General features: G+C 48.3%; 6 protein-coding genes. 1 reads left to right on the top strand and 5 read right to left on the bottom strand.

Annotation, left to right across the window (positions count from 1 at the left end):
* Both EAE93_RS23035 and EAE93_RS23030 read right to left on the bottom strand, forming a co-directional pair.
* A partial coding sequence (locus EAE93_RS23035; protein ID WP_250151166.1) for an RHS repeat-associated core domain-containing protein occupies positions 1-4,129 on the bottom strand: 4,129 nt, incomplete at its 3' end.
* A gap of 21 nt (positions 4,130-4,150) precedes the next feature.
* Positions 4,151-4,570: a DUF1795 domain-containing protein gene (locus EAE93_RS23030; RefSeq protein ID WP_214040638.1), complete on the bottom strand. Its 420-nt coding sequence runs from the start codon at positions 4,568-4,570 to the stop codon at positions 4,151-4,153.
* 2,005 nt (positions 4,571-6,575) lie between these two features.
* Here EAE93_RS23030 and EAE93_RS23025 point away from each other — a divergent pair.
* A complete protein-coding gene (locus tag EAE93_RS23025) occupies positions 6,576-6,866 on the top strand; it encodes an LCI fold-containing protein (RefSeq protein WP_036813898.1) in 291 nt (96 codons plus the stop codon).
* Positions 6,867-7,384: 518 nt separating this feature from the next.
* Here EAE93_RS23025 and EAE93_RS23020 read toward each other — a convergent pair.
* From EAE93_RS23020 to EAE93_RS23010, 3 genes are all read right to left on the bottom strand, one after another.
* The gene (locus EAE93_RS23020) at positions 7,385-17,305 is read right to left on the bottom strand and encodes a non-ribosomal peptide synthetase (RefSeq protein ID WP_214040637.1); all 9,921 of its coding nucleotides are present in this window, start codon (positions 17,303-17,305) and stop codon (positions 7,385-7,387) included.
* Between the two features lie 940 nt (positions 17,306-18,245).
* Positions 18,246-19,571, bottom strand: coding sequence for an MFS transporter (locus tag EAE93_RS23015; protein WP_214040636.1), 1,326 nt, complete (start codon positions 19,569-19,571; stop codon positions 18,246-18,248).
* A gap of 324 nt (positions 19,572-19,895) precedes the next feature.
* Entirely contained in the window at positions 19,896-21,506 is a 1,611-nt protein-coding gene (locus tag EAE93_RS23010; protein WP_214040635.1) for an AMP-binding protein, read from the bottom strand.
* Positions 21,507-21,680 lie beyond the last annotated feature (174 nt).

Below are 21,680 nucleotides of genomic sequence, written 5' to 3'. Positions count from 1 at the left end.
TAACAGGTGAGTTACCCCTTAATATTTCTGCTTGTTTAGCCGTTATATGTCCGCCCGGCGATGCAACTTTATTTGCATCATTAACAATTTGATCAATGAGAGGACATCCCGCTAATCCTAACGGGTCGATCCATCCGGTCGGATTATGCACGTAACTGTAAGGATTTACTCCTCCTGCTAACCCCAAAGGGTCAGGGCTGAGGTAGCACGCCGCTTCCGGCAAATAATACCTGAACCGGTTATAAAATAAACCACTTTCTTCATCAAAAAGTTGTCCGGCGAATCGGAGGCCCGGGTCCAGTGGCGGGTTCTCGCCGTGTCCGCCCAGCCGCAGGCCGTACAGGGACTGCTTCGGCCGCCGCCACACCCGCTTGCCTGCCGGGTCGAACAGCGCCAGCGGCTCGCCGGTCGGGGCGCTGACCGCATACTGGGTCTGCACCTCCCCGGCCATCAGCTCCACCCGGTTGTCCAGATTAAGCGTAAACTGTTGCGTCTGCTGCGCTATCAGCTCCCAGCCGTCAAACACCAGATGGCGGATCATTTTCAGCCGGCCGTGCTGATATTCCCGGATTTCCGCCGGCACGTCGCCGTCCCATAAATACGTGGTCCGCTTACCGCTCTGAATACACCGTTTTTCTGTCCGCCGCCCGAAGGCATCATAGCGATATTCCCACGGTATCCCGTCCGGGGTGATAAGCCCGGTCAGCTGATTCTGGCTGTTCCACCGGTATGTCGTCAGCGCCAGCCGGCAACCTTCCGCTAAAAACTGCTTCTCCCGCATGCGGCCGGCCCGGTCGTAAACAAACCGGTGCGAGTCCACCCAGTTCAGGCGATGCCCCTCCTGATAGAGGGTTTCCCCCATAATCTCCTGCACCCCGTCAAACCGTCTTGACGGGTACCCGGTCTCATCATACTGATAATGCTCCCGCAGTGTCCGGCCCTCGCCCACCGACATCACCTGGCCATTGCCGTTGAGGAGATAATTTAACGGCTGCCCGTCATCACTGACGGCGGTCAGGTTCAGCGCGGCATCGTATTCATACCGGCGGGCCACCCCCGCGTAAGCGGGTCCGGCAATCTCATCCAGCTCAGCCGGCCGGAAGAAATGGGGATTACGGCCCGCCCGTTGCGCGGTTAACTGGCCCATCAGGCTGTACTGCTGACGCAGAATAAATCCCCCGTCCACGTAACGCCCCGTGTCCCGGCCGGCGTCATCCCGTTCCAGGGTCAGGGGCGCCTGTCCTTCCAGCGCCAGCTTAATCAGTTCCCCCACCCGGTTGACTTCCCGGCGACTCTGCCAGCGGCAGAGGTGAGTCTGCCCGCTAAACCGGGCAGGGCCGGCAACCGGCGCTGTTTCGCCGGTCAGCAACTGCCGTTCTGCGGCGCGGTTATCCGGGTAGTGACGCAGAATCTCGCCGTGCGGCTGAATTTCCCGCACTATCCGGTCCTGCTCGTCATATTCAAAATGCAGGGCGCTGTCCGGGGAGTCCACGGTTAACAGCCGGCCCAGGATGTCGTAATGATAACGGGTGGTCCCTTCCGGGGCGCGCAGCGTCGTCAGCCGGCGGGCGGCATCATAATCATAGCGGGTCACGTTCTCTTCCCCGTCCCGCTTTTCAATGCAGTTCCCCGACCGGTCATAGCGATAATGCCACTGCGTGCCGGCGTAATCCTGCTCGGTGATAACCCGCCCGTCGGCATCCAGGGTATAGGTGTAAGTTTCCCCCTGCGGGTTAATCACCTGCGTCAGTTGCAGCGTGTCGGCATCATAACGATACTGCCAGCGATGCCCCTCGCCGTCACGCCGGGCGACCGGCAGGTCAAACGGGCCGTATTCGACCTGCCATTCTACGCCGCGGGCATCGGTCCAGCAGGTTAAGTTGCCGTGGCGGTCATGGGTGAAGTGTTCCAGCTGGTTGTCCGGCCGGTCACTGACCGCCACCCGGTGATGACGGTCGTAACGCCAGCGCCATAGCGCCCCCGCCGCGGTCAGGCTGCGCAGCCGGTCCTGACTGTCATAACCCAGACTGACGGTCCGGTTCTCTTCATCCAGCACCCGCACCAGCCGCTGATGCTTATCATATTCCTGTGTGCGGCAGTTGCCGTCCGGGTCTGTTTCGGCCGTCACCAGCCCGAAGGCATTGCGGGTCAGCGTGGTTTTCCGGCCGTCCGGCGCAATAAATCCGGCCGGCTGGCCCTGTTCATCATACAGAGGCAGCCAGGCGCGTTGCAGCGGGTCGGTCATGCCGGTCAGTTGCAGGCTGTCAGCCTCATAGCTGTATTGCCATACCGCGCCAGTGGCCTCCGTCAGCGAGGTTACCCGACCGGTATCGGCCAGATAAGTCAGCGTCAGGGTTTCCCCCTCCGGTAATCTCTGTCTGACCAGATTGCCCCAGCGGTCATAGTCATAACGGGTCACGCCGCCGCGCGGGGTGTGGATTTCAGTTATTAATTGCTGGTCGTTGTAATGCCAGGTGGTGGTGTGCCCCTGTGGGGTGGTGGAGCGGGTGATGCCGGGGGCATAATCCAGGTGAACCGGATAGTAGCCGCCGGCCCCCACGCTGTCGGTACAGCGCCCCTGTTTATCATAACGGTAATCCACCCAGGTCTGGTCGCCATCGGACCAGCGGCTTATCAGGCCCTGCGCATTATATTCATAGTACAGATGAAAATGCTGGGCGCTGTCCGCTTCCGCCAGCCGGCCGTTATCATGGTAGTGATAACGGGCCATCACTTCCTGCAACCTTTCATCGGTGCGGAGTATCTCGGTCAGTTGTCCGCGCAGGTTATAAAGCAGCGTCAGCTCCGGCCCGTCACTGTGGAGAACCTGTGTCAGTTGACCGTGCTCGTTATAGATAAAGCGCAGCCGGTTGTCATACACATCCCGGTGTTCCGTGAGCCGCCAGCGCTGTGTCCCTTCGGATGAGGCCGGAGAGGACAGCGCAAAATACTTGTGAACCGGTGAATCCCGGTGCCGGAGGATATAGCCCTGTTCTCCCCGGCTGAGGGTGAAATCCGGGTGGTCCGGGTTGACGCTGTGGGTATAAGCGGCCGGTAAGGCAAAGTAAAGCGATGCCCCTTCGGTGGTGCGGATTTCTACCCGGTCGCCGGTGGCAAGGGCGCATTCGGAGAAGCTGTCCGTCCAGCCCGGTCCCAGTAAGCCCTGTTCCCCCGGTGCCCAGCTGCGCAGAAATACCAGCGGCAGGGTCTGGCCGAGGGTGATATCGGTCCGCTGGTCAAACAGCTGGCCGGTGGTGACGTCAATCGGGTCGCCGGTAAAGAATTTTTTCGTCGCTTCCCGGTAACGTTTCACCCCCTGAGTTTCTTTGAAGGCGGTTTTGGCACAGCAGAAGGTTTTACCTGATATCACTTTTCCGGCATGCCGGGCACCGGCAATCGCCCCGCTGACGGCCTTTTTACCGGCCTGTCGGGTAAACAGCTTACCCAGCCCTTTAAGGGCGCCTCGTGACGGCGGCGCCAGAAATTCAACCGCCATCAGTATCGCCCGTTCCCAGGCGGAAAACTCTTCGGCCACCGCCAGGTAAGTTCCCTGACCGGAGCCGATAAACACCGTTTTGGCCCCGGATTTTATGGTGGCGCCACACGCCAGTTTGTCATCTACCCGGGCTGCCGGAGAACCGTTAATAAACACGGTTTCACTGCCCTGGGCAATCAGGGGCGGCGCCGGGTGTTGACTACAGGCGGCGATATCGGTGGTGGCTCTGGCCGCCGGTTTGCCTTCGATAAAGACATTGGGGGAGCCACTCGCCAGGGTACCGCTCGGCGGGCCGATGCTGTCCACCATTTTCGTGACGGCCGAACTGGCGGCGCTGATGACATCGCCAAGGGCGAATGTGGCCGCGGTTCCCAGGGCGATGACGGCGACGGTAGCCAGCCCGCCGGTAAGGAGGGTCAGTCCCACCAGTGCCGATGCCGCGGCAAAGACCGCCGCCCCTATCAACGCCCCGGTAATGGCGCCCGCCAGCGCCCCCAGGAAGCTGGCATGTTTAATCGGGTCGCCCTCACGGGCCGCGGCCGGACCGGGAGTGCCCTGCGGCGGGGAGACGTGCGCCGCGTGCCGGGCGCTAACCCGCGCTATCCGGGTGACGATTTCATCACCAAGTGACATGGTGTTCCTCCTGTCAGGTTATCAGGACGCCTGAAAACTGTGGACAATTGCCAGCAGGGTATCGCGCTGGCCGTCTTCAAAAGGCGCGGGGGAGGTCAGGTTGAAGGTCAGCAGCAGCGGACCCCGGATTTGCAGTATCACGGTCTGGTACATGTCGCCTTCCGGGCTTTTCCACTGGTAATCCAGACGGCGGGCGGGTTGCTGGCTGAGGGTGATTTCACTGCGCTGATGCTCCTGGTACCCGGGCAGATGGGCGCAAAACTGTTCCAGGGTCTGTTCATAGTAAGCGTGGTTATCCATGCCGGCGGGGACCGGGGTGCGGCTGACCACCAGATTGATGCCGCTGTCGTCCGGCAGCACAAAGACATTCATGGATTCATCCCGCCAGTTGCCCGGGATAGTCAGTGAGCCTTCATTCATTTGATAGGGGGTGTTTTCCATGTTTTTTCCGTTGTTGATTGAAACAGGTTGTCATGTTCCAGTGAACTTACCTGGCGTGGTCAGATAATAACGATCAGATAACAAGGTTAACTGAACGTATTATCAGGTCAGGGGAGCAGCTCATAAGCTGCCCCAAAGGTTAAAGCGCCTCGGGCAAGTTATGTCAGAACGATGAAAGCGCTGGCAGTTTGTGGCTGACAGTCTTATTGATAACCTGTATGAACAGGCAACGTCGGGGATATTCCATTGCGGCTTGAGAATATCGTGAAGATAGCTCATCAGTCGTTTTATGTGTTTAATACCCAGTCAGGAACATATAATAAAAAATTCAGGTTGTCCCGTCTGTTTGGGTGATGACCATTTGATTAACTTAATAAATGTGACATAAATCGCAAATCCTTTAACCCGCTACGTTCACCCAACATCCGAATTTTATTCAATGGAAGCAATGATAAAACCTGAGGCTGCCCACAAGTAATCCTAAAAAAGCCAAGCGCAGCAACCTGACATGGGCATTAAATTCTTTTTTATCGCATTTTACTACCACCGGCAGAGTTTTAACGTTGTTTTTACTGTCTTGACTTTTTCGTTTTAGCGTTTTTTATTGACTTCGCCATGTTGAGATTAAATCATTTGGGGTGTCGTTTTTCATCGTGTTTGAAAGCAAGACGTGTCAGAAGTTTTCACTGATTCAGGTAAAATGAGATATGCTTTATCTGGATATGATAAAACCGTTGTTAAAAAGCCGGTTATGGTTTGCCCGTGTCGTTTTAACCTCGGGAAAAAGTAGTCAGTGTGTTATGAAAAAACAGCTGAAAAATTTAACCATTAACGGTAAAAATAGGTGATTAAGACTTTTTAAAACCGGGTAAAAAATTCGCTGCTATATTGATGAAAACATCAGGAAAAACCGGTCTTGAATTGATTAACCAAGTGACCGCGTTAATCCAATAATAAGAGTGAAAATATTTAACCAAATTAAGCTAATGTGCTTAAATAAGTGGTGTTGCATGGGCTGTAAGGCGTTGATGAAAAGCAGAGATAATCATTAAAGAAAATAAATAAGTTTTTAGATTGATTAGATTAGCCGTATTAAACATGACGAAATAATCAGGCATTGAGCTTAAATATTATTAGCCTCTCGGTTATCTGCTCGGGTTTTAATGTTGAAGAGTGAAATACAGGGAAAAGAGAAAACCTCAACATCAGTTTAATGAAAACGGGGACGTTAACTACGTACCAGGAAACGAAAAAACATTAGGTTAATAAAAACTACGTAATGGAAACCCGCTTTTGCTTTAAAAAACAGGAAAACCCCTAATCGTTGGGTATCCAACTTTCGGGGTTCACTTCAGAATGATGGTTGTTTTACCGACGCCATCCCTTTTAACATGGTTAACTTTCTCTTTTTACTTTATATTTTCTGTTGTTAACGATAGCAAACGATTTTTTATCGGTAATTAATTCAGCTGAGGATTTAAAAATTAGGTCTCCCATTAATGCCAGTTTTTTAAAAGCTAGCGCGCACGGGCTTGGAGTTATTTTCACGAAGATTTCGCGTAGTTTGAGACAATTTTTTTAATATACATTCGGTCAATATAATCACTAAAGGTTTCAAAAGAAAGTACACAATCTGAATTCATACAAATATGAAATTCAGGTTGTTTAATTGTATCTTTTGGAAGCTGTCTAATCGACAGGAGTTCTTAATATTTTCGGAGGAGTTCTTGCAAAGAATAAGTTAAAATTCTAATCTAAAATTAAAATACAAAAATATTTTGAAATTGCAATATAATCAATGTGATAATTTAGAATGCATTATTACATATAAATTTATATTCCTCAGAAAATATTTTCCCACTTCATAAAACAAACCCTAATATTACCAAGATTAAAATAAATATTTTTATAACTTCAATATTTTGACAAATTTCATAAAAACGATACAATTAATATCCAAGCTATAAAACCATGCAAATTATAAAAATATCAAAGGAGAGTTTTCATGTTCAAAAAGTTATTAATCGTTGGAGCATTAGCAACAGCATTAATCGGAGGAATTAGGACTGCATCGGCAGGAATACCTGAGCCTCCCACTGGATGTGATAAAAGTGAGACGGATGAAAAGATTTACAGAAGAAATAGTGATAACGTTTATATACATTATATTTATCTTCTTAAAGATATTAACAATTTTGCCAATATATATACTAAGAATGGGGTTAAATGGTATTTTAAAGGTTCATTCAAATTATATTGCGGGAAATATGCCGCTTTATATGAAAGAAGAGGATAATAAAATTTACTAAAAAGCCTCGTTAGAGGCTTTCAGAACCATGAAAAAACTCATTGAAAATAAAAGACTTTTCCTTTGCACCCATTGTTATCTTTCAAATTGCCTCTTTATTGGCTGCACTCGCTCACTCCGGTCACATAGTTTTATGCTCCCGGGGATTCACTCCCTTGCCGTTGCGATGCATCTCGAAATTCATAAAATATATCATAAATAATAATACTTCCTACTTTTCCTTATTAACCTGTTTCAACTGCCCTTCAAAACACTATTTACTGAATTAATATAACATTTAATGTATTCAATATGTTGATTGCCGTACATTATGTTGAAATTATTATGTAAAACCACATCAGATTTAAATAAAATAATAACAACAACAGAATATTGACTCAATAAATCATATAAGAATTATCACTTACTTTATTTTGTTTTAAAATAAAAATAATCCAGTATAAACAATATATACCGGATTATCATATCAAGGTTAAGTTATTTAAAACGCCTGACTATATCAGTAATTACACTACCTCCTTTGCAAAACCGATTTCCAACGCCCTATTCAAAGCCTGAGCTAAAGCAATTTTATTCTCATCATCTTCCAATAAACTAAAATGGTCACCCGGTATCGCAATCAGTTTAAGCGAAGTATCAGCTATTATCTGCGCCCAACCTAGCGATGGATCGATATTTAAAGGCTCTGACTTTTTATCCGTCACAAAAGAAATAGACGGGTAAGGTTCCATCGCATAAAACTGATGCAACGTTACCGCTAATGCTTGTGGCTTATAATCTTTGACTATTTGATCATAATGCTCTATCTGTTCCCAACGTTTTGCCATTAAGTCAGCACTCAGATTGACGGGATATAACGCTAGTTCCTGCGCCGCTGCAATAAATTGCACCAAATTCAACTCATCGATTCGCTGATGCAACTCAGCAATCTCTTCGGCCTGTTCTTCCCCTAATTGCCTGACCAATTCAGCAAAGAATTGATGTTTTGGTTGCTCTATCTGCTCACAAAAGCAATGAGGAGCAAGCGTGTCAATCAGCCCTAGGAAATTAATTCGCTCGCCAGCACTCAAAAGCTGTTGGGCAATGGCATAAGCCAATATTCCGCCAGAAGAGTAACCACTTATCCGATATGGGCCTACCGGTTGAACGGCTTTCATCAAAGTGATCATTCTGGCAGCCTGCTCTTCCATCGTTGACATCGGTTCTTCACTGATGGAAGGCCAGGGCAACGCATAAATCGGGTAGTCCGACGGAATATGCTGAGCCAACCCGAAGGCATAGGAGTAGTCACCCATGCCGCTGGGCACAAAGAACAGCGGCAGCTCTGTTCCATCAAGTCGTACCGATATAGCACTATTTTGCGGCTGAGACAGTAAATCTGAGGTGATTTTTGCAGCCAGTTCAGCCAGCACCGGGAATTGGAACAAGGTATTTAATGTGCAAATCATCCCCCGACCAGCGGCAATATTTATCATTCGCATAGCGAGCAATGAATGGCCGCCCAATGCGAAGAAGTTGTCATGGCGGCTGACCCGCTCAATACCCAGTAACTCACCCCAAATAGCCGCCAGAGTTGTCTCAGTTTCCCCTTGCGGCGCTTCATAGATCTGACGGGAAAAATCTTCCTCCCGCGGTGCCGGTAATGCCCGGCGATCTAGCTTGCCGTTCGGGGTTTGCGGGAAGGTATCCAAACGCACAAACGCTGACGGCACCATATAATCTGGCAAAATGGCGCTCAGATGAGCACGCAAACTGGCCGTTAGCTCTTCATTCGCTCCCGCTACCACATAAGCGACCAAATGTTTGTCTCGACCATCCTCCCACACCGACACCGCCGCCTCTTGCACTGCCGGGTGTTCCAACAACCGGATTTCAATCTCCCCTAACTCAATTCGGAAGCCGCGAATTTTTACCTGCTCGTCATTACGGCCCAGGAATTCTAGATTACCGTCCGGTAAGTAACGGGCCAAATCCCCTGTGCGATACATCCGCGCACCGGATACCGGACTAAAAGGATCGGCTATAAAACGTTCCGCACTTAATTCCGGCTGGTTAAGATAACCCCGTGCAACCCCGACGCCGCCAATATACATTTCGCCAACGCAGCCTAATGGGACCGGTTGACCATATCTGTCCAGTAGGTAGACGCAGGTATTTTTAAGCGGCCGGCCGATAGAACTATCATCAGCTAGGGATAATATCTCCTTACAGGTCGCCGTCACGGTATTTTCCGTCGGACCATAGGCGTTCAATAGTCGAGGTCGGTGGGTTTCCCGCGCAAACCAGTCCTGAATAGCGCTCTTTTTAACCGCTTCACCGCCAATAATGATGAATCTGAGGCAATCCGGTAGCGGTAATGGGTTGTCTCTGGCAATCAGTTCAGACCAAAATAACGCCGGCAGTGACATCACTGTGATACAGTTCTGCCAGGCCAAGGCAATAAACTCCTGCATCGAAGTCAGCCAGCGATCATCACGCATGACTAATGTGGCGCCATTACATAATGACAAGCAGCACTCTTCTACTGAAACGTCAAACGCAAAAGAGGCGAATTGTAACAGCCGGTCTTGCGCAGTCACCGCATAGGTTTCGTTAAAACCCAGATGACGTTGATACACCGCCTGATGTTCTATCATCACCCCTTTCGGCTGCCCGGTTGAACCGGAGGTATAGATAACATAAGCCAGATGTTGTGGCGTCAACCCGATTACCTGTGGGTTATTGTCCGGCTGATCTGGCAGGGTGTTCGAATCAAGTACCGTCAGCCCGGCTAGTACCTGTTCGCCAAGCGCCGTCCGGCCAGCTTCATCAACCAGTACCACTGACGGGGCCGTATCATCCAAAATATACGCCAGACGTTCTCCCGGATAAGCCGGGTCCAGCGGCACATAAGCCCCGCCAGCTTTCAGCACCGCCAATAACGCCGCCACTATCGCCGGTGAACGTGCCATGCAAATCGCTACTCTTTGATCCGGTACGACGCCTAATGTCATCAGTTGATGGGCAAGGCGGTTGGCGCGAGCGTTTAATTCGGCATAGCTGAAACTTTGCTCTTCATATACTAACGCAGTCGCTTCCGGGGTTTTCTCTACCTGTCGCTCAAACAGTTGGTGAACACATAATGGGTCAGGATACGGGTTTTCCGTGGTATTCCAGGTTTCCAGCAACAATGTACGTTCCATTTCAGGCAGGATGTTCAATGCGCGTACCGGCGTCTCTGGCGCCTGTTCAAGCGCTTCCACCAGACTTTCCAGCGCCTGCTGCATATAATCGCATAGTCTCTCTGGCGCAAACGGCTGCACCACCAGAGCGGTTAGCCCCAACGAGGAACCACCATCCTCCACCGACAGCCCAAATGGGTAGTTAGTCCGCTCCTGTCCATCCAGAAATTCAACGCCTGCGATGATGTCATCTGACATTGCCGATAAAGCATTATGTCGATAGTTGAACAAAGCGCTAAAGAGCGGCGTGCCGCTGGCAATACCACTGCACCGCTGGGCCAGCGCCAGTGAAGCATGCTCATGCTCCAGCAACCCGGCCAGGCGCAAATGTACCGCACGCACGCTATCCTGTATCGGGGTATCATCGATATCCAGTCGCAACGGCAGGGTATTCATAAACAGCCCCATGCCATTGTCTGCCCCCTCTCCCGCTTCCATCCGCCCAAACAGAACTGTGCCAAACACCACTTTCTTTTGTCCGCTGGTATGCGACAGTACCTGTGCCCAAGCCAGATGACACAACGCCGCCAAACTGACACCGAAACGCCGAGCCAGGCTGCGCAAACGGTCATTCAGCTCAGGCGCCAGCATCCGATGAAATTCCCTCATTTGAGAGCCGTCACGATGTACTTCCGCCAGCCCGAATGGGAATGTTGGTTCATCCACCTCCGCCAACATGTCGGTAAAGAAACGGGTATGTGCTGCCTGATCCCCCTTCAACCGAGTCTGAGCCACCAGATTGCGGAAAGGAACCGGCGCCGGCAAGCTATCCCCCTGCCCGGTAAAATAGGCCCGCACTTCACGGTGCATCACTTCCAACGTTTCATGGTCGCCAATCAAGTGATGCTGCAATTCCAGTAAGAACCAGCGGCCATCAGTTTCCTGAGTGATGACAAAATGCAGTAACGGCGCCTGACTCAAATTAAGACGATAGTGCCCCGGATCAAAACGCCGGGTTAACTGGTCAATAACTGGGCCGTCAGCCGGGTCTAACGTCAGTTCCGTCACAGGCAACCGTGCCTGACGCCAGACCACCTGCGCCGGAACTGATAATCCTTGCCAGATAAAAGCCGTACGCAAGATGTCATGGCGATCAATCGCCTGTTGTACCGCCGCCAGATAACGGTCCAATAGCGAGCGATTCTCAAAGATTACCGGATAGAGCAACAGATACGGGTCGCCTTTCTGTTCCAACAAATGATGGAACAGGATACCGTCCTGCAATGGCGACAAAGCATAGATATCCTGAATATTAGCCACTCCACCCGGCACCTGCCCGACGATGCGATCAATATCAGTCTGAGTGAGATCAATCAGCGGCAACATTTCCGGCGTCAGCGTCGTAGTGGCCGGGGTGATGACATTAGGCGGCACCACGACAGCCTGATGTTGTCCCAATGTTTGGGCCAAGTCTGACAACACCGGAAATTGGAACAGAGCCCGCGCCGTCAGTGTCAACCCCAAGTGACGCAAGCGTTCAATCATGCGTACAGCGAGCAATGAATGGCCGCCCAACACAAAGAAGCTGTCATGTCGGCTAATCTGCTCAATACCCAATAACTCACTCCAGATGGCAGCCAGGGCGATCTCTGCTTCCCCTTGCGGCGCTTCATAGACCTGACGGGCAAAATCCTCTTCCCGCAGTGCCGGTAATGCCCGGCGATCTAACTTGCCGTTCGGCGTCTGCGGGAAAGCATCCATACGTACAAAGGCCACCGGAACCATATAATCAGGTAAAATGGCACTCAAGTATTCACGTAAATCAGCAGCTAATCTCTCATGCGCTTCCGCTGCCACATAGGCGACCAGCCGTTTATGCTGCCCGTCATCCAATGCCAGCACCGCCGCTTCTCGTACCGCCGGGTGTTCGATCAACCGGGTTTCAATCTCCCCTAGTTCGATCCGGAAACCCCGAATTTTTACCTGCTCGTCGTTACGGCCCAGAAATTCCAGCTCGCCATCCGGCAGGTAGCGGGCTAAATCGCCGGTACGATACATTCGCGCACCGGATACCGGACTAAAAGGATCGGCTATAAAACGTTCCGCACTCAATTCCGGCTGGTTAAGATAACTCCGTGCCACGCCCACGCCGCCAATATACATTTCGCCAACGCAGCCTAATGGAACGGGCTGACCATATTTGTCCAGCAGGTAAATACGGGTATTTTTAACTGGCCGACCGATAGAACGATCGTCTGTCGGGAATAATATCTCCTTACAGGTCGCCGTCACGGTATTTTCCGTCGGGCCATAGGCGTTCAATAGTCGAGGTCGGTGGATTTCCTGCGTAAACCAATCCTGAACGGCGCTCTTTTTCACTGCCTCACCCCCAATGATGATGAGTCTGAGGCAATCCGGTAACGGTAATCCATTATCTCTGGCAACTAGTTCGGACCAAAATAACGCCGGCAGAGACATCACAGTGATACGGTTTTGCCGGGCTAAGGTAATAAATTCCTGCATAGAAGTTAGCCAACGCTCATCACGCATCACTAACGTGGCGCCATTACACAATGACAAGCAGCACTCCTCTACTGAAACATCAAACGCAAAAGAGGCAAATTGTAATAACCGGTCTTGCGCAGTGACGGCATAGGTGTCATTAAAGCCCTGATGACGTTGATACAGCGCCTGATGTTCTATCAGCACCCCTTTCGGCAACCCGGTTGAACCGGAGGTATAGATGACATAAGCCAGATGTTGCGGCGTCAATTCGGCTACCTGTGGGTTACTGTCCAGCTGGTCCGGTAGAATATTCGGGTCAAATACCGTCAGCCCGGCCAGTGCCTGTTCGCCAAGCGCCGCACGACCAGCTTCATCAGCCAATACCACTGACGGGGCCGTATCATTCAGGATATACACCAGACGTTCTCCCGGATAAGTCGGGTCCAGCGGCACATAAGCCCCGCCAGCTTTCAGCACCGCCAACAAAGCCGCCACTACCGCCGGTGAGCGTGCCATGCAAATTGCCACCCGCTGATCCGGTATCACGCCCAATGCAATCAGTTGGTGGGCAAGGCGGTTGGCGCGAGCATTTAATTCGGCATAACTGAGCGTTTGCTCTTCATATACTAACGCGATCGCTTCCGGGGTTTTCTCTACCTGTTGTTCAAACAGTTGGTGAATACATAGTGGGTCAGGATAGGGGATTTCAGTAGCATTCAAGGTTTCCAGTAACAGTGTCCGTTCCGTTTCAGGCAGGACATTTAGCACACGTATCGGCGTCTCCGGGGCCTGCTCAAGGGCTTCCGCCAGACTTTCCAGCGCCTGCTGCATATAACCGCATAGTCGATCCGGCTCAAACGGTTGTACCACCTGAGCGGTCAACCCCAACGTAGAACCACCATCTTCTACCGACAAGCCAAATGGATAGTTGGTCCGTTCCTGTTCCCCCAAGAATTCAATCCCGGCCATCGCCTCATCCAGCGCCGGCAGTTGCTCATTATGGCGATAGTTGAACAAGGCGCTAAAGAGTGGACTCTCACCCTGAACCCCACTGCACCGCTGGGCCAGCGCCAGTGAAGCATGCTCATGCTCCAGTAATTCAGCCAATCGTAACTGAACCGCCATCACGCTATCCTGTACCGGGGTATCATCGATATCCAATCGCAACGGCAGGGTATTCATAAATAGCCCCATGCCATTGTCTGCCCCCTCCCCAGCCGCCATACGCCCAAACAGCACAGTGCCAAACACCACTTTCTCTTGCCCGCTGATACGCGACAACACTTGCGCCCAGGCTAGATGACACAACGCCGCCAGACTGATGCCCAAACGCCGGGCCTGACTGCGTAGGCGATCATTTAACGTGGCGGTTAGCATCCGGTAGGATTCCGTCATGCGAGATCCGTCACGATGCACCTCCGCCAGTCCGAATGGCAATGTTGGCTCATCCACCGCCGCCAACATGTCGGTAAAGAAACGGGTATGCGCCGCCTGACTCACCCCCAACCGAGACTGAGCTATCAGATTGCGGAAAGGAGCCGGCGTAGGCAGGCGCTCTTGCTGCCCGGCAAAATAGGCCCGCACTTCACGATGCATCACTTCCATCGTTTCATGATCGCCAATCAAGTGATGCTGCACTTCCAGCAAGAACCAACGACCATCCGTTTCCTGAGCGATAACAAAATGCAATAACGGGGCCTGTCCCAAATCAAGACGATACTGACTCGGATCAAAACGCCGGGTTAACTGGTCAATGACTGGGCCGTCAGCCGGGTCTAGCGTCAGTTCCGTCACGGGCAACCGCGCCCGGCGCAAAACCACTTGTGCCGGGGCTGACAATCCTTGCCAAATAAAAGCCGTCCGCAGGGTGTCATGACGATCAATCGCCTGTTGCACTGCCGCCAGATAACGGTCCAACAAAGCTCGGTTAGCAAAGACCACCGGATAGAGCAACAGATACGGGTCGCCTTCCTGTTCCAACAGATGGTGGAACAGAATACCGTCCTGCAACGGCGACAACGCATAGATATCCTGAATATTAGTCATCCCGCCCGGCGCCAGTTCAACGATGTGATCAATCTCATTTTGGGTCAGATCAATCAATGGCAACATCTCCGGCGTCAGCGCCGTGGTAGTGGGAGTGATGACGTTAGGCGGTATTATCACGGTCTGATGCTGTCCCAACGCTTGGGCCAACGCTGACAGCGCCGGTGACTGGAAAAGATCACGCGCCGTTAGTGTCAATCCCAAGTGACGCAGACGTTCAATCATGCGTACAGCAAGCAGTGAATGGCCGCCTAACGCAAAGAAACTGTCATGCCGGCTTATCTGCTCAATGCCCAATAATTCACGCCAGATAGTTGCCAGTGCGATCTCAGCCTCCCCTTGCGGCGCCTCATAAATCTGACGGGCAAAATCTTCCTCTCTTGGCGCCGGTAATGCCCGACGATCCAGTTTGCCGCTCGGCGTCTGCGGGAAGGTATCCAGACGCACAAAAGCGACCGGAACCATATAGTCAGGCAAAATCGTACTCAAGTATTCACGTAAATCAGCCGCCAATCTCTCGTATGCTTCCGCCGCCACATAAGCGACCAGCCGTTTGTGCCGCCCATCATCCAGTGCCAGCACCGCCGCCTCTTGTACCGACGGGTGTTCCACCAAACGGGTTTCAATTTCTCCCAACTCAACCCGGAAGCCACGGATTTTAACTTGTTCATCGTTACGGCCCAGGAATTCCAGATCACCGTCCGGCAGAAAGCGGGCCAAATCCCCAGAGCGATACATCCGCGCGTCGGATACCGGGCTAAAGGAGTCCGGCAGAAAACGTTCCGCGCTCAATGTAGGTCTGTTCAGATAACCCCGAGCCACGCCCACGCCACCAATATACATTTCTCCAATGCCACCCAATGGAACCGGTTGCCCCTCTCTATCCAACAGATAGATGCGGGAATTTTTAGCTGGCCGACCGATAGAACGGGCATCTTCCGGGGATAATAGCTCCTTATAAGTCACCGTCACGGTATTTTCCGTCGGGCCATAACCGTTCAATAACCGGGGCCGGTGGCCTTCCTGCATAAACCAATCCTGAACGGCGTTCTTTTTTACCGCCTCACCACCAATCATGACGAGTCGAAGACAATCCGGTAACGATAACCCAGGCTCTCTGGCCGCCAGTTCAGACCAGAATAGAGTCGGCAGAGAAACAATCGTAATACGGTGTTGCCGGGTTAAAGCAATAAATTCCTGTACCGAAGCCAGCCAGCTATCATCCCGGATCACCAGTGTGGCCCCATTGCATAATGTCGAGAAAAATTCTTCTACTGAAACATCAAACGCAAACGCGGCAAATTGCAACACCCGATCTTGCACAGTGACGGCATAGGTGTCATTAACGCCTAGAAGACGTTGATAAATCGCCTGATGTTCTATCATCACCCCTTTCGGCTGCCCGGTTGAACCGGAGGTGTAAATCACATAGGCCAGATGCTGTGGCGTCAACGCAGTCACCAATGGATTGCTGTCCGGTTGGTCGGGGAGGATATTCGGGTCAAGCACTGTTAACCCAGTCAGCGCGGCTTCACCCAACGCTTCCCGACCAGCCGCATCAGCCAACACCACTGACGGGGCAGTATCATTTAGGATAAACGCCAGACGTTCCGCCGGGTAAGTTGAATCCAGCGGCACATAGGCCCCGCCAGCTTTCAGCACTGCCAACAGCGCCACCACCATCGCCGGGGAGCGTGCTACACAGATCGCTACTCGCTGGTCCGGTAAGACGCCCAATGCAATCAACTGGTGTGCCAGCCGGTTAGCGCCAGCATTTAATTCAGCATAACTGAGTTTTTGCCCTTGATACTCTAACGCCGTGGCCTCTGGAGTTTGCTCTACCTGTTGCTCAAATAACTGATGAATACATAACGGGTCAGGATAAGGGATTTCAGTCGTGTTCCAAGTTTCCAGCAATAATGTACGTTCAGCCTCAGGCAACAAATTAAGCTGCCCGACGGGAACTTCATCCCCCATCCTGTTCGACGCTGCCAGCACCTGTAAGTGCTCACTCATCCGTAAAACAACTTCCGTGCTCAGACGGTTTTCATCATAGATCCAGCGAAAACCGCCCTGCTCATTTATCTGGAAGGTCAACAATTCGCCAGATATCTTCTGATCACGTGGCTTATCATCCTTTATCAACGAGACGGCGATTCGCCACGGCCGACTGGTTGCCAACGCCGGGATAGCCTGCAACGAAGGAGAACAAGAGAAGAGATCACAACTAAATGTACCGTATTGCTCCAACCGGGACAGCTCATCATCAACCCAGCCAGCTACCTCACGCCAAGGCTTATCAAGCGCTACCTCAACGGCCATAGGCACCACCGTCGTCAGATTTGCCGACTCATCTTTTACCTCATCCACACGCCAACCGATTTGGAATGAGGTCTGTTGAGTCAGGCGCGCAAGGTAAATGACAAAAGTCTGCAACAACGTTCGCAATGGCTCCTCTTCACCATTTTTGGGTAGAGGGGACTGCCAAGCGCTCATTGTCCATCTGGGTTCTGTTTGTTCTCCGGCGGTTTCGAAAGGTAACTGGAGGGGTTGCAAAGCAGCAAGACGCTCATACCAAAATAATTCACTGGGTGTGAGTCTCTCAAGGATATTCTTTGTATTTCGAGTCTGTTGTGAAACGTCATTTGCGTCGGTCATATTTTCTGACGTCTGAGTTTTAAACGCACTTCCCACTTTAGCAATGTTATTTTTCATCTACTACCTCAATGAATCTGTTAGAAATTTGAAAACCGTCATTCCCGACAGTCATCACTAATGTTTCTCTCCTACTTCTTGCCCAAAAATAAAAATAAACACATCGGCTATCCATCCAAGAGACTCAGATACCGGATGCTACAGATCGATTAATTGACTGTAATTTTCGTTGACGGACGCTGATATTACATAATTAAAAACTTAATCATTAACTATATTTATTATCCATAACTACCCAATAACCTTTATATTTTATCCGTTTTCCATTAATGCCAAATTAAAACCATTTCAAAAACAAACCAAGTGTTTTTAAAGACAAAACAGATCAACTCACATTTAATTATCAAAGTATTACTTTGACAATCACCTATAAAACAGTCTCAATTACAATAATAAAAAGATATACTAATTTCAAATGCAGTTATTCAATAGACATAAAATAATCCTGTGCATTCAACTATATCAAAATATAACGCCAAGCTAAAAATAATTCATAAAAAATTATTTTTCAACAATAAGACAATACCGCTAACGAATATACCACAAATGGATAAATACAAATTACATTTAACTTAATTACGTATATCCTGCAATCATTAGAATGTAAAAAAACACAAATGTTATTATATCAACAACCAATAATAAACAATTTCAAATTAAAATAACTTAATTTTTCATTGTTTTATAATAATACATAACGTAATCTATATACCACTCAATAATATTTACTATCGCACAAATTAAACATCTTCCCATTTAAATAATTTAATTTTAAGACACCTTATATCTCATTTAAATTTTAAATATAAAAAATAACTTTTTCACCACATACATTTATAACTAAATATTAATATTATGATTAATCCTATTTTAAAATAGCATGGATATTAACACCAATTATCTTTAATATATTAATCAATTGTTATTTTTATAAAATTATCTATTTATGTCTTCTATAACTCACATCCTTAAATGTTAATGATAAAGCAGCTATAATAGCTGGAATGGATAAAATGGCAAAAATAGTGCCATGACTTAATTCAAGCTTGATCAGTTCTGCGCCAAATAAGATACCGAAAATCCCACCGAATCTTCCAAACCCTAACATCCAGGCAACACCCGTTGCCCTACAATGAGTAGGATAAAATTGTGCAGAGATTGCGCCCATCGACGCCTGAGCGCCATTCATCGTTATCCCGGCAAGAAATATAAGAATACTCAATAATAATACATTCTCTTCCTGACCAATAAAAAAGACCAACACACCAGCCAAGGCATAATTAGTTGCAACCACTTTATGAGGATTAATTCGATCCATTAACCAACCGGAAAAGACCGTACTAATTACGCCTCCCAAAGGAAATAATCCTGTCAGTGTTGCCGCCATGCTAATACTGAAACCAACATCGCTCATTAAGAACGGCATCCAACTTGTCAGAACATAAAAAACCAATGCTCCCATGCAATAGGTTATCCATAACATTGTCGTCCCAACTAAGAATCGATTAGATAAAACCGTTTTAATTGACGACTTATATATAACTTCTTCTCCATCAAAAGTAAATTTGTTTACATCATTTAAAGTATCGCCGGTCATTTTAGACAAAATTCGTCTTATATTATTATCCTTTGAACCACCTTTCAAAGCCAAATATCTAAGTGACTCAGGTAATAGAAAAAAGAGAAATAGCGATAGAAATAACGGCAGAATACCCCCTAAAATCAAAACTCCCTGCCAGCCAAAATGTGGAATAATCCATGCGGAAATTACCCCACCTACCGCAGCACCGAGAGGAAAACCACAAAAAACGATATTTATTAACAAAGATCGCCGATTCTCTGGTGCATATTCAGATATTAAGGTTATTGCATTTGACATCGCCGCACCAAGACCTAACCCAGTCAAAAAACGCAAAATAGTTAATGTCTGTATTGAATCTGCAACAGCGGTAGCAAGACTCAATAGGCCAAAAACCGTGACGGATATTGTCAGCACTGACTTTCGACCAAACCGATCGGCAAGTGGACCGGCAAAAATCGACCCCAACGATAACCCAAAAAGAGCGGCGCTCATAGCCGGCCCAAGAGCGGCGCCTTCTACTTTAAAATCATTAACCACGGCTGGCGCAATATACCCCATTAATACCGTATCAAAACCATCAATAACAACAATTAAGAAACATAAAATTAATACTTGCCATTGAACTTTAGAGAATCTTTGATTATTAATAACATGTTGAATACTGACTGTTTTAGTGCTATCCATCTTAAATCACCAATATTAAAAAACTCATTATTCTTAATTATAAAGATAAATTATCTGGTTTAATAATAGAGGTAAAGAAAATTTATTTTCAATATTTCCTGCGTTAATTTTATTAACATCCATATTATCATCATGAAAAACATAATTGACGTTATTATTTTCAATTTATAACATTTTCCTGAAATATTTTTATTGACTGATGGTCACATCTCTAATTTAAAATTTCTGTCCTCTGTCCTCTGTCCTCTGTCCTCTGTCCTCTGTCCTCTGAATTCACATTAATAATGACGAAAACATCTAATAACCTATCCCACTTTTGAGAATTCATGAATTCCTAATCAATTGTTTTAATTGCTCTTTTATGATTTTTCCACTTGCGTTTCTGGGCAAAGTTAAAAAAGTATATCCTTTAGGGCGCTTATACCGTGCTATTACCGTACAAACATAATTATTCAGTTCATACTCTGTAACTGATGAAGTTTCTTCGAGTTCTATAAATGCATACGGTACTTCACCCCAATGTGAATCTGGCTTTGCTACAACGGCGGCAGCTAAAACACCGGGATAGTTTGACAGTATATTTTCCAATTCCAGACTAGAAATATTTTCACCGCCAGAAATAATGATATCTTTCTTTCTATCTATAATTCTGACATAGCCATCATCTTCAACGACAGCCAAATCCCCCGTAAAAAGCCATTGACTTGCTGTATCAAAAGTCACATGCCGATCTGGATCATAAGATGCAACCATATTTCCACGAATTACAAGTTCACCAACAGTCTTGCCATCAAAAGGCACCTGTAGTCCCGTATTTTCCTCAAGAACACAAACTTGACCTTGTAAATTTGAGACAATGCCTTGACGCATCCTCTTGGATATTCTTGCGGATTTAGAGAGCTTCTCCCAATCACTCTTCTCTTCACACACAACGACCGGCCCATATGTCTCAGTCATACCATAGACTTGCGTTACTGCTATTCCAATGGAATCTAATAGAGAAAACATCATCTCTGTAGGCGGCGCGCCTGCGACTAATCCATGAATTCTCTCCTTAAAATGCAGCCCTTGTTTCCGCGCAATAGTACCTAATGCGCAATGAACAACAGGCGCTCCACAATAGTGTGTTACCTTATGCTTCTGCATTAACAATACCGCTTCTTCTGCGTCAAACTTGCGCATACAGATGTGTGTACCTCCCCGAGCAGTGATAGCCCACGGAAAACACCACCCATTACAGTGAAACATTGGTAACGTCCATAAGAATGTCGGTCGTTTTGGTATATCCCAATCCAGAACATTAGAAATGGCATTAAGAAATACGCCACGGTGAGAATAGACAATAAGTTTAGGTTGTCCACTTGTTCCTGAAGTTACATTTATGCTGATCGCCTCTTGTTCATCTCGTAGAGAAAAAGACAACTCCCCCGATTTATACGTAGTTATCAGCGATTCATATTGAATAAATTCTCGGTCAGAAATTGATTCTGAAATGACTACACCATCCACATCAACAACGATGATCTTTACTTGTTTGTCTAGGGAAACATCATCCAACAGTGAAATAAAGGTTCTATCAATGAACAATACCTTAGGATTAAGTTTTTTAAATATAAAATTTAAAGTATTTGAGTCTGTTCGGGTACTGAGCGCATTCAATATACCGCCTGCCATTGGAACCGCAAAATGTAATTCAAGAAGTTCGTGTATATTGGGTAGAAGCGCGGACACAACTGTTTCTTTACAAACGCCAATTTTTTTCAGAGCTATTGCAAGCCTTTCGCACCGAGATGCATATTGGCTCCAAGTCCAATGACATTCTCCATCTATTACCGCAATATCATCCCCGTTACTCAGTACTGCTCGTCTTAGAAATGAAATAGGTGAAAGTGCGACACCATCATATTCACTTAAGAAGAAATTAGAATCAGTCATATTTCTCACTCCCTTTTTTATATATGGTGACTGCTCCCCGCCGTAAAGAGGGTGTCGCAAAAGGCGTGTATTATCCGTTAAGATCTGCGTACTTCTTTTAAGCGCAGATCTTTTATGACCTTATTCATTCGAAAACGGGAACCTTCCCTTCATACCGGACGTCAGTTTGTCAAA

Origin of the sequence: Photorhabdus akhurstii (assembly GCF_018448925.1) — a bacterium.
Lineage (GTDB): Bacteria > Pseudomonadota > Gammaproteobacteria > Enterobacterales > Enterobacteriaceae > Photorhabdus > Photorhabdus akhurstii.
The sequence above is the reverse complement of the archived record's forward strand: the minus strand, read 5'-3'. Positions and strand labels throughout refer to the sequence as shown.